Source organism: Marinitenerispora sediminis (genome assembly GCF_003336425.1).
In the GTDB taxonomy this organism is placed as follows: domain Bacteria; phylum Actinomycetota; class Actinomycetes; order Streptosporangiales; family Streptosporangiaceae; genus Marinitenerispora; species Marinitenerispora sediminis.
In genome coordinates, this window is record NZ_QEIO01000015.1 from 1 (window position 1) to 12,739 (window position 12,739).

Here is a 12,739-nt window from a genome sequence, read left to right on the forward strand (position 1 = left end):
GGAAGACCGCCGCCCGATCATCGAACGCCATCTCCCGCCACCCCGGCGCCGCCGCCTTCGCCGCCGCCACCGCCGCACGCGCGTCCTCATGCGTGGCGTTGGCGGTGTGGCCGAGGACCGCGGTGTGCCGGTGCGGCTGGACCACGTCGATCCGGTCACCGCCCGCCATCCGCCGCTCGCCGCCGATGGTCATGGCCAGCTCGGCCGGCTCCTTGGCGAGGGCGTCCAGCCGATCGGCCAACTCGGCCCGCTCGGGGCTGCCCGGCGCGTAGGTGAGGACGGGCTCGTTCACCGGGACGGGAACGTTCGTGACGGCGTCCATGGGGTGCCTCCCGAGAGGGTCGTCGTTGAACTGCACAAAAGTTATGTCCGCGAATCCGGGACGACATTGGCTGTCCGCCCACTCTTTGACACGCTGGATTAGCCGATCGAACAAGCCGAGGTGCCATGGCCGCACTAGACCCGCCTGCCCCGCCCGTTCCGCCGAGCCCGGCCGCGGATGCGGTCGGCTCCGCTCCCGGCGTGCCGCTGCGGCGGCTGCTGCTCGCGGTGGGCGACCCGCTCCTGGACGTGCTCGCCGCACCGGGCGGGCTGGACGTGCGGGTGGACGACGTCGTCATCCTCGATCCCGAGGACGAGGGCGGCCCGCACGCCGGCGACCTCGTGCTGCTCGTCGGCGCCCGGGGCCGCGCCGCCGGCCGGCTGGTGCGGGCGGCGGGCCGCCGGGGAGCCTCGGCGGTCGCGGTGAAGGTGGGCGGCCCGGCGGAGGCCGACGTGCTGCGCGGCGTGGCCGGCGACGCCGGGGTGGCGCTGCTGGCCGTCCACCCCGAGGCCCGGTGGGAGCAGCTGCAGTGGCTGTTCCGCAGCATGGTCGACGACGCCCGGCTGGCGGTCGGGGGTGACCCCGGCGAGGCACCGGGCGACCTGTCCGCCCTGGCGCAGACGGTCGCCACCCTCACCGGCGGGCTGGTCAGCATCGAGGACGCGGCGAGCCGGGTGCTCGCCTACTCCGGAGGCGAGGACGCCGACGAGCTGCGCCGGCTCTCGGTCCTCGGCCGACGCGGCCCGGAGCAGTACCTCGCGCTGCTGCGCGAGTGGGGGGTGTTCCAGCGGCTGCGCTCCGGCGAGGAGGTGGTGCGGGTCGAGGAGCATCCCGAACTCGGCATCCGCCGCCGGATCGCGGTGGGCATCCACGCCGGCGCCCAGCCGCTGGGGGCGATCTGGGTCCAGGAGGGCGGCACCCCCCTGGAGCCGCACGCCGAGGAAGCCCTGCTCGGCGCCGCCCGCATCGCGACCCTGCACCTACTGCGGCAGCGCACGGAGGCGACCGCTGGGCTGCGGCTGCGCGAGGACCTGCTGGCGAGCCTGCTGGAGGGGCGCATCGAGGCCGCCGCGCTCGCCGACAGCGTCCGCGCCGACCGCGACCGGCCGGTGATGGTCGTGGTGTTCGCGATGGCGGCCGGGGAGTCGCGCACGGCTGGCGGGCGCTCGGAGGCGGAGCTGCAGCGCGCGCAGCTCACGAACCTCATCTCGGTGCACGCCGCGGCCTTCCGGCGGCGGGCCCTGGTGACGACGCTGGGCGGCCGGGTGTACGCGCTGCTCCCCGACCTGGCGCGCCCGGCCGCGGAGGCCTCCGTGCTCGCGCTGACCCGCCGGATCGTCGGCGCGGCGCGCGCCCTGCTGGGCGGCACGGTCCAGGGCGCGGTGGGCTCGCTCGTGGACACACTGGGCGAGGTCGCGCGGTCCCGCACCGAGGCCGACCGGGTGCTCGACGCGATGGGCCGCGACCTCGCCATGGACGTGGCCACGATCTCCGACGTCCGGTCCCGGGTGCTGGTCAGCGAGACGCTGGCGGAGCTGCGGTCCAACCCCCGGCTGCGCGACCCCCGGGTCGACCTGCTGGTCGCACACGACGCGGCGCACGGTTCGGCCCTGGTCGTGTCGCTGGTCGCCTACCTGGAGGCGTTCGGCGACGTCCGCGCCGCGGCCGCGCGGTTGCACATCCACCCCAACACGCTGCGCTACCGGGTGCGGCGGGCCGAGGCGGTCAGCGGGCTGGACCTCCGCGACCCGAACGAACGGCTCTTCACCCACCTGCAGCTGCTCCTGGCGCGCCGGCTGTGACCGGGCGCTGGCGCGGCCCGGGCCGGATGTCCCGGACGGCGCGGGCGCCCGCCGCCCCGCACGCGGGTCGCGGGGGCAGCGGGCGCCGGCGGCTCAGGACGCCGGCGGCGACCCGGCGGACTCCGGCCGGTTCAGGTTGGACCGCCGGTAGGAGTAGGCGAAGTAGATGACCAGTCCGATCAGCAGCCACACACCGAACCGCGCCCAGGTGTGCCAGTCCAGGAAGCTGATCAGCCAGAGCGAGAACACCACGCCGATGGCGGGCACCACGGGCATGCCGGGGGTGCGGAACGTGCGCGGCAGGTCCGGGCGGCGGTAGCGCAGCACGATCACCGCGATACACACGACCACGAACGCCGAGAGGATGCCGATGTTGGTGAGCGCGGCGGCCTCGCCGATCGGCAGGAACCCGGCGATGACGGCGGAGATCGCCCCGGCGATCCAGGTGACGCGGGTCGGGACGTGCCGCTTGGGGTCGGTCTTGGCGAACCACTTGGGCAGCAGCCCGTCCCGGCTCATCGCGTACCAGACCCGGGTCACGCCGAGCATGAACGTGAACATGACGGTGAGGATGCCGACGATCGCACCGAGCGCGATGAGGTTGGCGAGCCCGCCCAGCCCGACGGAGGCGAAGGCGGTGGCGAAGCCGCTGCGGGGGTCGATCTCGGTGTAGTGCTGCATCCCGGTGAGCACGAGGCAGGCGAGCACGTAGAGCACCATGGAGATGGCCAGCGACAGCAGGATGGCCTTGGGCATGTGGCGCTGGGCGTCCTTGGACTCCTCGGCCGCCGTGCTCATGGCGTCGTAGCCGAACACCGCGAAGAACACCACGGCGGCGCCGGCGAACGTCCCGCCGACCCCGAACGGGAAGAACGGTGTGTAGTTGTCGGTGTTGATGAAGAACACCCCGGCGCCGATGATGACGAGCACGATCAGCACCTTGATGCCGACCACGATCGTCTCGAACCGGGCCGCACTGCGCATGCCCCGCGTCAGCAGGAACGCGATGAACAGGCAGAGCACCATCCCGAACAGGTCGACCTTGTAGCTGCCCGCGGGCACTCCCGCGGGTTCGGTCCCGGGGGCGCCGAGCATCCACAGCGGCAGGTCGATGCCGAGGTTCTGCAGCAGGAAGCCGAAGTAGCCGGAGATGCCGATCGCCACCACGGCGACGATCGCGGTGTACTCCAGCAGCAGGTCCCAGCCGATGAACCAGCCGACGATCTCGCCGAGCACCGCGTAGCCGTAGGTGTAGGCGGACCCGGCGCGCGGGATGAGGCCGGCGAACTCGGCGTAGGAGAAGGCCGCGGCGGCACTCGCCACCCCGGCGATCAGGAAGGAGATCAGCACGGCCGGACCCGCGGTCCCCTGGGCGACCTCGCCGGCCAGTGAGAAGACCCCGGCACCGATGATGGCGCCCACGCCGATCGCGGTGAGCTGCCACAGTCCGAGTGAGCGCGCGAGACCGCCGGAGCCCTGCTCCTCCTCGATGTTCTCGATGGGTTTGCGGCGGAAGACACTGGAAGCGATCCCGGGTCTCTGCTGTGCGGATGCCATGTCGGTTCCCGTCCCATTGTGAGCGGAGAGGTGCTTTTGCGCCGAGCACGGGGGTACGCGGCGTTTGAGGCACCGTACGCCCATCGCGTCCCGCCCGTTCTGTCCGGGGCGACGGAAGTCGGCACACGCCGTTGTCCGATCGCACGAACCGGCGTTCCGGCTGACAACGGCCAGGATGACATGAAGCGGGGCGAAGACCCGGGAGGCGACACCCGCGCACCCGGCGGGTGGGCGGCCACCGGGAACGGACGGCGGCGCCACCGCGTCAGAGGGGGCGGCACCGGCGACAGGGGGCGCGGCCAGCGGTTTCCCGGCGCGGGGACGGAAAATCCGCGCGCCCGGAACGGGAGTGCGGGGCCGTTCGTTGGAGGCTTAGGAGAAGTGTGCGCGGTGCCCCCGGTCGGACTCGAACCGACACTTGTGACCCTTTTAGGGGGCCTGCCTCTACCATTGGGCTACGAGGGCGCGACCATCATACCCGTGACAGACAAAACTCCGGATTCGCCGGGGTTGGGACTCTGTACCCGAAACGGCCGACCCCGTCGCGGGGTCGGCCGTGGACACTGCTCCCGGTGCTGACGGTCGTCGGGTCGGAGCTTCCCGCCGGAGTCAGCTCGCGCGGCTCAGCAGCTGGCCGTTCTCGACCTGCGGCCTGCTGGCCTCCTGGAACGCCTGGCGCGGTTCGCCCATCTCCGGCAGCGCCGCGAAGTCGCGCCGCAGGAAGAAGGCCAGCGTCCAGTCCGCGAGGACCCGCAGCTTGCGGTTGAAGGTCGGAACCGCGAACAGGTGGTAGCCGCGGTGCGCCCACCAGGCGAACCGCCCGGTCAGCTTGACCTTGCCGAACAGCTGAGCGGCGCCCTTGTGGAGGCCGAGTCCGGCCACCGCGCCGAGGTTCTTGTGGCGGTAGGCGGTGAGCTTCGCCGATCCGCGCAGCGTGGCGATGACGTTGTCGGCGAGCACCGGGGCCTGCCGCACCGCGTTCTGCGCGTTGGGCGGGTAGTACCGGCCGGGGTTGTTCAGGTCGGGGACCTGGGCGTTGTCGCCGCCCGCGAAGGCGTTGTCGACCCCGTTGACCTGGAGGAACTCGTTGGTGTCGACGTGCCCCTTCGGCCCCAGCGGCAGGTCGCTGGCCTGCACGACCGGGCTGGGCTTCACACCCGCGGTCCACACCAGGGTGCCGGCGTCGAACTCGGTGCCGTCGCTGAGCTTGATGTGCTGGTCGACCGCCGACTCCAGGAAGGTGGACAGCCGGACGTCGATGCCGCGCAGCCGCAGCTGGTTCAGCGCCTTCTGGCCGACCTCCGGGCCGACCTCCGGCAGGATCTTGTCGGCCGCCTCGATGAGGTAGAAGCGCAGGTCGTCGATGCCGATGGAGGGGTAGATCCGCGTGGCGTCGCGCGCGAGGTCCTCCAGCTCGGCGATCGCCTCGGCGCCCGCGAACCCGCCGCCGACGAAGACGAAGTTCAGCGCCTTGCGGCGGACCTCCGGGTCGTCGGTGGAGTCGGCGATGTTCAGCTGCTCCAGCACGTGGTTGCGGAGGTAGGCGGCCTCCTCCACCGTCTTGATGCCGATGCCCCACTCGGCGAGCCCGGGGATCGGGAGGGTGCGCGAAACCGCGCCGGCCGCCATGACGAGGTAGTCGTACCGGATCTCGCGCGGCTCGCCCTCGTTCGGCTCGAACTCGACCCGGCGCCGGGCGTGCTCGATGCGGACGACGCGCCCGTTGAGCACCTTCACCCGGTCGAGCACCTTGCGCAGCGGCACGACGACGTTGCGAGGGGAGATACTGCCCGCAGCCGTCTCCGGCAGGAACGGCTGGTAGGTCATGTAGGAGTTGGGGTCGACGACAGTGATCCGGGCCTCGCCGGCACCCAGCTTCTTCTGCAGTCGCATCGCGGTGTACATGCCCAGGTATCCACCGCCGACGATGAGCACGTGCGGAATCTCCGCGTCGTCACCACCGTGCACCAGCCGGTAGTTCCTGCTCTCGGTCATCGCATATCCGCCCTTGGTTCCCACATCACATCGCCCTCCAGACATCTGGAGCGACGAAGACCGGTAATTCTTCTAGATTCGACATCTCTACCGTCGTTTTTCGCGGAAAGAAGGTTCTTCTTTTCGCTGACTGCGGCCTCACTCGACCTCATGCACGCTTGTGCATCCTTTCACAAGCTACCCCCGTCAAGGAAGGGACGGCCAGGAAAGGTTTAGACCACGATACATCGGGCGCGGGCAACGTTTGACCAGGTCAGAGCACGTGTGAACGCCTTAACGCCCAGGTCGCGACGTGACCGGTCTCACTTCCCCGATTCCCCGCATTGTGGCCTTGGTCTCTTGCCACCGCCGCTGACCTGCCGGAACGCGCTCCGCGAGCCTCCCGAAAACGGACCCCGCAGGCCTCTTGCGATCACCCCTGCTCCGGTCCTCCGAAGCTCAGGCTCCACGCGATGCCGTCCAGGATGTCATGCTCGCTCGTGACGAACTCGGCCGCCCCGGTGCGGGCCAGCACGCGGTCCAGGATGAGCGCCCCCGCGCCGATGACGTCCACCCGGCCGGGATGCATGACCGGCAGCGCGGCCCGCCGCTCCCGGGGCATGGCCAGCAGCTCCAGCGCGATGGCGTGCACCCGCTCGGCCGGGATCCGGCTGTGGTGGATGCGGTCGGGGTCGTAGGCGGCAAGCCCCAGCGCGATACCGGCGACCGTCGTGGCCGTCCCCGCCACGCACACCACCGTGCCGGCCTCCTCCAGCGGCACGGCGGCCGCCGCCTGGTCCAGGGCGGCGTCGATGTCGGCGGTGGCCGCCGCGATCTGCTCGGCCGTCGGCGGATCGTCGTGCAGGTGCCGCTCGGTCATCCGGACGCACCCGATGTCGACCGAGCGGGCGGCGCGCACGGCGCCGTGGTTCTCCGGCCGCGCGTGGCCGAGCACGAACTCGGTGGAGCCGCCGCCGATGTCCACCACGAGGTGCGGGCGCGCGAACCCGGGACCGCTCGTGCGCTCCCGGCCGCCCGCGGGCTCATCGGCGGCCGCCGCCAGCTCGGCGGTCGCCCCCACGAAGGACAGCTCCGCCTCCTCGTCGCCGCTGACCACCTCGGGCTCGACACCGAGGATGGCGCGCACGCCCTCGATGAACTCGGCGCGGTTGCTGACGTCCCGGGTAGCGCTGGTGGCCACCATGCGCACGGAGTCGGGCCCCAGCTCGACGCCGTGCGCGCGGATCAGGTCGGCGTAGTCGCCGAGCACGTCGAAGGTGCGGCGCAGCGCCTCGGGCGCGAAGGCGCCGGTGCGGTCCACGCCCTCGCCGAGCCGGACCACCTCCATCCGGCGCTCCAGGTCGAGCAGCTGCACCTCGTCGTCCCCCGCGTCGATGACGCCGGAGACGAGCAGCCGGAGGGAGTTGGTGCCGCAGTCGATCGCGGCGACGGTGTTCACTTACTGCTCCTCGCTGTCCTCACGGGCGCGGCCGCCAGCCGCGCCGGGGTCCTCGACGTGCACGCACGGCCCCTTCTCCCACCACTCCGGGAGGGCGTCCAGCGCCTCGCGCCCGAACGGGTTGCTCCCGGGGACCGCCAGCTCGTGGCCGACGAGCGCGTGCAGGCACTTCACCCGCGTCGGCATGCCGCCCGCGCTCTGCATGCCCTCGGGCAGCGGCGGGACGCCGTCGGCCCGGGCGAGCGCGTCGCGGTCGGCGACGTAGGAGTCGTGGGCCGCCTGGTAGGCCGCCCGCAGCTCGGGGTCGGCGGCGAGCCGCTCGGTCATCTCCCGCATCATCCCGCTCGACTCCAGCGTTCCGATGGCGGAGGCGGCGCGGGGGCAGGTGAGGTAGTACAGCGTGGGGAACGGGGTCCCGTCCTCCAGTCGCGGCGCGGTGCGGACGACGTCGGGGAGCCCGCACGGGCAGCGGTGCGCCACCCCCCGCACCCCGCGCGGGGGACGGCCGAGCTGGAGCTCGACGGCGGCGGTGTCGGCGCCGGAGACCGGCTCGTCGGGGGTGGTGTGGTCGGCGGAAGTCATCTCGGTCTTCAGGGTAGTGGCTGGCCGGAGCACCGGAGGCAGGGCGGCGGCGCCCCCCGTCGCGGGAGCGGCCCGGGCGGACGGCCGGCCCGGGCGGCGCGCTGCTAGTGCCGCGGCGGCTGCGCCTCGGGGATCTCCTCGTCGTCGGCCCCGGCCTGGTCGGCCTCCAGGACGGACTTCCACAGCTTGGTGAACCAGGGGTCGGCGGAGCCGGCGGCCTCCGGCTCCTCGGCCTGCTCGTCCGCGCCGTCGAGGACCACGTAGGCGCGCTCGCCCGGGTACTGGTAGTGCAGCCGGGTGCGGGCCTCCCGCTCGATGTAGGTGGGGTCCTGGAGCTCCTCGGCACGCTCGCGCAGTTCGGCGACGTTCTCCTGGGTGCGGGCGCGCTGCTCCTGCAGCTGGGCGATCTCCGACCGCTGCGCGATGTACTCGCGCAGCGGATAGGCGAGGCTGAGCGCGATGACGCACATGACCACACCGAGGATGGCGGCGCGGCTGGTCAGCGCGGGCCGGGGCCGGGTGGCGCGGTCGGCCGCGGCCGGCTCGGCGCTCCCGCCCTTCGCGGCTCCCGGCGCGCTCCCGGCGGAGGCCCGCCGGGGCCGCTCGGGTCCGCCGCCCGCGCGGGCGCCCGCCGCACGGCGGTCCTTCGGCTGCGGGCGCTCCGGCGCCGCGCCCTTCGGGGCGCGCCCGTCCCGCTCGCCCGGCCCGGCGGCGTCCTTGCGGCGGCGCCGGTCCGCCCGCTGGTCCCCGCCGGCCCTGCCCGCGGCCCGTCCCGCGGCGCCGGAGGCCGGGGGCCCCGCCCTTCCGGGCGTGCGGGGCCCCTTCGGCTGCTCCGGCACCTTCGGCACGGCCTGCTAGCCCTCTCGGCCGAAGCGCGGGAAGGCGGACGCGCCCGCGTAGACGGCGGCGTCGTCCAGCTCCTCCTCGATGCGGAGCAGCTGGTTGTACTTCGCCACCCGCTCGCTGCGGGCCGGCGCGCCGGTCTTGATCTGGCCGGCGTTGGTGGCCACCGCGATGTCGGCGATCGTGGTGTCCTCGGTCTCGCCGGAGCGGTGGCTGATCATCGCGGTGTAGCCGCTGCGCTGCGCGAGCGAGACGGCGTCCAGGGTCTCGGTCAGCGTGCCGATCTGGTTGACCTTGACCAGCAGCGAGTTGGCGGTGCCCGACTCGATGCCGCGGCGCAGCCGCTCGGGGTTGGTGACGAACAGGTCGTCGCCCACGAGCTGGACCCGCGCGCCGACCGCCTCGGTCAGCGCCCGCCAGCCGTCCCAGTCCTCCTCGTTGAGGGGGTCCTCGATGGAGACGAGGGGGTAGGCGTCGAGCAGCTCGCCGTAGTAGGCGGCCATCTCCTCGGCGGTCCGGCGCCGGCCCTCGAACTCGTAGCCGCCGTCCTTGTAGAACTCGCTGGCCGCGACGTCCAGGGCGAGCGCGATGTCGCGGCCCGGGGTGTAGCCGGCCTTCTCGATCGCCTCGACGATGAGGTCGAGCGCGGCGCGGTTGCTGTCGAGGTTGGGGGCGAATCCGCCCTCGTCACCGACCCCGGTGGCGAGCCCGTGCGACTTCAGCACCGACTTCAGCGCGTGGTAGACCTCCGTGCCCCAGCGCACCGCCTCGCGGAAGCTGTCCGCCCCGATGGGGGCGATCATGAACTCCTGGATGTCGACGTTGGTGTCGGCGTGCGCGCCGCCGTTGAGGATGTTCATCATCGGCACCGGCAGCACGTGGGCGTTCGGTCCGCCGATGTAGCGGAACAGCGGGAGGTCGGCGCTGTCGGCGGCGGCCTTGGCGACGGCCAGCGAGGCGCCGAGGATGGCGTTGGCTCCGATCCGGGACTTGTCCGGGGTGCCGTCCAGGTCGATCAGCGCCTGGTCGATCAGCCGCTGCTCCTCGGGGCCGTAGCCGCGGAGCTCGTCGGCGATCTGGTCGTTGACGGCGGTCACCGCCTTCTCGACGCCCTTGCCGCCGTAGCGCTCACCGCCGTCGCGCAGCTCCACCGCCTCGAACTGGCCGGTGGACGCGCCGCTGGGGACGGCCGCGCGGGCGGTCGTCCCGTCGTCGAGCAGGACCTCCACCTCGACCGTCGGGTTGCCCCGGGAGTCAAGGATCTCCCGCGCCTGCACTGCCTCGATCGACGACAACGTAGTACTCCATTTCCTCGCGTCGGTCGTGACCTCCGCACCTCCCGGCGCGGGGACACGTTCGGTGCGGGTGACACCGCGTCGCACGAAGGCCGCGGCCATCCAGACCGGCACCGCCACGGCCGTTACGCGAACCAGGGCCGAGCCTATCGACCCGGCCCGCATGCGGTCTCCCCGCGGTCGGAATTGGTGTAGTCCACATGGCCGGCCCGCCTGATGGAGCCGTCGCGCCGCCCCTCCACGATGCCGGATCGCCGCCCGCGCGGCGCGTTACGGCCCGCGGCGTGTCGCGACCCGGGAGTGCCGCCCGCCGCCCGCACGGCCACGGACCCGCGCGCCGCGGCGGGCGCCGCGCGGCCGGCGGCCGCGGCCGGTACGCGGGGGGCGGTGCCGCCAGGAGACCCGGGGTCCCGGGGCCCCAGGCGCCCTCGCGCCCAAGGAGTGCCGCACGGCCGCACCGGGCGGCGGTACCGGGCGCGCCCGGCCCGGCCCACACGGGCGGCCGCCGACGGCCCGGCCTGCCGCGTGGCGGCGTCGGCCTGCGGCGGGCAGCGCCCGCACCTCCCACCGAACGGGCGGTGCCGCCGCCGGGGCCGGGCCGCTCGGACGCTGCCGGGAACCAGCCGATCCGCCCGGCATGCCGAGCGTTGGTGACCGCGCACGGCCCCAGCCGGGGCCGGCCACCCGTCCCTCGCCTGCCCGGCCACTCCGGCAGCGGCCGCTACGTACGCGCGCGGCCCGCGGGTGATCGCCGCCGCGCCGCGGCCCGCGTCCGCACGGCCCACCCGACACGGCGGACCGCGGCTGAGGGGCGGCCCCGCGCGCTGGGGCGGGGGCGCCCGTCCGGGCGTGGCCGGCCGTCCCGCCGGGGCCGGTGCGCATCACCGCGCCGCCACCACGGGGACCAGCACCACGCTTCCGGGGCCGGGCGGTTCCACGTCCGGTCCCGGCCCCAGAAGGCCGTGTGGCAAGGCCCCGAGAGCGTGCGGGCCCGGGCGCGTCCGCGCGCTCACCGCCGAGGTCCGGCGCCGGCGGCTGATCAGAGGGCCGGTCAGACGCTCGTCGATCGCTGACGGCCGCTGCCCCGCACCCGCCACCCAGCGCTACGGGGGGAGCCGATGTCCCTCGGTGCGGGCGGGGCATCCCGGTCGGGCGAACGGCGCCCTCCTCCCGCGCGGTCCACGCCGACCGGACGCGGGGGAGGGCACTCGGTACCAGGGCGGCGTCGCGGAGAGGGCGCCCGCCTCCCGGCGGCGCGTGGCGGGACGCCGGCGGTTCGGGAGGCGCCTGCGGCGGCCCTCCGGCGGGGACGCGGGCGCCGTGGCCGCCACTGGCCACGGGCGCGGTGGGGCGGGGTCCGGGTCCGTCCGCCGGGGGACCGCCGCCCCGGTCCCCCGGTCCCCTCCAGGTGCACGGGCCGCTCGGGCGCTGGGCGGGGAGACCCCTCTGACCAGGCCGCGGCGAGCGGGCTGCTCCGCCGGAGTCCCGCCCCGCGGCGATGCCCGGGACGGCCGCCGGTTGACGGGCGGCGGGCGGGCTCCGGGCGACCGGCGGCCGCCGCCGGAACCATTCGGCAGGGATCGGCGCGGCCCCGTTTACGGGTCGGCCATCCGTCCCCTAGTATTCCTATCAAACCGGTAGACAACTGACAGTTGCGGCGATCCGTCGGTCACCGCGAGACCAGCCCCGTACGGAAAGGCCCCCGTGCTATGCAGACCCTCCTCCTGCTCGGCTTGGTCGGGTTCCTCGCCCAACTCGTCGACGGCAGCCTCGGCATGGCCTACGGGGTCACGTCGACCACGCTGCTCCTGCTGATCGGCACCAACCCCGCGGCGGCCTCCGCCACCGTGCACCTGGCCGAGATCGGGACCACCCTGGCGTCGGGGGTCTCGCATTGGCGCCTGGGCAACGTCGACTGGAAGGTGGTCCGGCGGATCGCGCTGCCCGGCGCCATCGGCGCGTTCGCCGGTGCCACCTTCCTCAGTTCGCTGTCCACCGAGGCGGCGCAGCCCATCATGTCCGGCATCCTGCTCGCGCTCGGCGTCTACGTCCTGGTGCGGTTCACCGCGTGGGGCACCCCGCGCGGCCGGCTCGGCCAGCCGCTGCGCCGCCGGTTCCTCACCCCGCTCGGCCTGGTGGCCGGCTTCGTCGACTCCACGGGCGGCGGCGGATGGGGCCCGGTGGGCACGCCCGCGCTGCTGGCCAGCGGCCGGATCGAGCCGCGCAAGGTCGTCGGCTCCATCGACACCAGCGAGTTCATCATCGCGGTGTCGGCCAGCGTGGGGTTCCTCATCGGCCTCGGCAGCGCGGGTGTCAACCTCGCGTGGGCGGCCGTGCTGCTGATCGGCGGCGTGATCGCCGCACCGATCGCCGCCTGGATCGTCCGGCACTTCCCGCCGCGGGTGCTCGGCTCCGCCGTGGGCGGCCTGATCGTGCTGACCAACGTGCGAACGCTGATCCGCAGCGAACTCGTCGTGGTCCCCTCGGCCGCGCAGACCGCCGCCTACACCGTCATCGCGCTGGTGTGGGCGGGCTGCGTCGCCTGGTCGCTGCGCGCGCACTTCGCCGAGCGCCGGCTCGCCGCCGAGACGCCGGCCGCAGCCGACGCGGCGGACGCGCCGGACGCGCCGCCGGCCCCCGCCGAGGCGCGGGACTGACGTCCGGAAAACACCCGGAGCCGGACCCCGGCAGCGCGGTAGCCTCCGCCGCGTGTCGGACCACGGATCCCCGGCTCCCGCACCCGCCGGGCCCGCCGGAGCCGCCGCTCAGGAGGTCCTCCTCATCGGCGGCCGGTCCGGCGTCGGCACGTCCACGGTGATGTGGGAGGTGTCTGTCCTGCTCCGGAGGGCCGGGGTGGCGCACTGCGTGGTCGAGGGCGACCTGCTGGACCAGGCGCACCCCGCGC

9 protein-coding genes and 1 tRNA gene are annotated in these 12,739 nt (G+C 74.0%); 2 read left to right on the forward strand and 8 right to left on the reverse strand.

Going from position 1 to position 12,739, the window contains the following annotated elements; genetic code table 11:
- Window positions 1-322: aldehyde dehydrogenase family protein (locus tag DEF28_RS04385; RefSeq protein ID WP_114400016.1), on the reverse strand; the 322-nt coding region annotated here is incomplete at its 3' end.
- Window positions 323-447: 125 nt separating this feature from the next.
- On the opposite strand from DEF28_RS04385, the gene DEF28_RS04390 reads away from it, so the two are divergent.
- Complete coding sequence (locus DEF28_RS04390; protein WP_181874415.1) at window positions 448-2,124, forward strand: PucR family transcriptional regulator; 1,677 nt, start codon at window positions 448-450, stop codon at window positions 2,122-2,124.
- Window positions 2,125-2,217: 93 nt separating this feature from the next.
- On the opposite strand, the gene DEF28_RS04395 is transcribed toward DEF28_RS04390, so the two are convergent.
- From DEF28_RS04395 to eno, 7 genes are all read right to left on the reverse strand, one after another.
- Window positions 2,218-3,681 carry an amino acid permease gene (locus tag DEF28_RS04395; protein ID WP_114400018.1) on the reverse strand — a complete coding sequence of 488 codons (1,464 nt, stop codon included), beginning with the start codon at window positions 3,679-3,681 and terminating at the stop codon, window positions 2,218-2,220.
- Window positions 3,682-4,072: 391 nt separating this feature from the next.
- Window positions 4,073-4,146 (reverse strand) — tRNA-Leu (locus tag DEF28_RS04400).
- A gap of 144 nt (window positions 4,147-4,290) precedes the next feature.
- Window positions 4,291-5,676 carry an NAD(P)/FAD-dependent oxidoreductase gene (locus tag DEF28_RS04405; protein ID WP_114400019.1) on the reverse strand — a complete coding sequence of 462 codons (1,386 nt, stop codon included), beginning with the start codon at window positions 5,674-5,676 and terminating at the stop codon, window positions 4,291-4,293.
- Between the two features lie 412 nt (window positions 5,677-6,088).
- Window positions 6,089-7,114, reverse strand: coding sequence for a Ppx/GppA phosphatase family protein (locus DEF28_RS04410; RefSeq protein WP_114400020.1), 1,026 nt, complete (start codon window positions 7,112-7,114; stop codon window positions 6,089-6,091).
- Complete coding sequence (locus tag DEF28_RS04415; RefSeq protein WP_114400021.1) at window positions 7,115-7,696, reverse strand: DUF501 domain-containing protein; 582 nt, start codon at window positions 7,694-7,696, stop codon at window positions 7,115-7,117.
- Between the two features lie 104 nt (window positions 7,697-7,800).
- Window positions 7,801-8,544, reverse strand: a complete 744-nt coding sequence (locus tag DEF28_RS28290; protein WP_233515083.1) for an FtsB family cell division protein — start codon at window positions 8,542-8,544, stop codon at window positions 7,801-7,803.
- A 6-nt stretch (window positions 8,545-8,550) separates the two neighbouring features.
- A complete protein-coding gene (gene eno, locus DEF28_RS04425) occupies window positions 8,551-9,834 on the reverse strand; it encodes a phosphopyruvate hydratase (RefSeq protein ID WP_114400022.1) in 1,284 nt (427 codons plus the stop codon).
- Window positions 9,835-11,543: 1,709 nt separating this feature from the next.
- On the opposite strand from eno, the gene DEF28_RS04430 reads away from it, so the two are divergent.
- Window positions 11,544-12,491 carry a sulfite exporter TauE/SafE family protein gene (locus tag DEF28_RS04430; protein ID WP_114396660.1) on the forward strand — a complete coding sequence of 316 codons (948 nt, stop codon included), beginning with the start codon at window positions 11,544-11,546 and terminating at the stop codon, window positions 12,489-12,491.
- Window positions 12,492-12,739 lie beyond the last annotated feature (248 nt).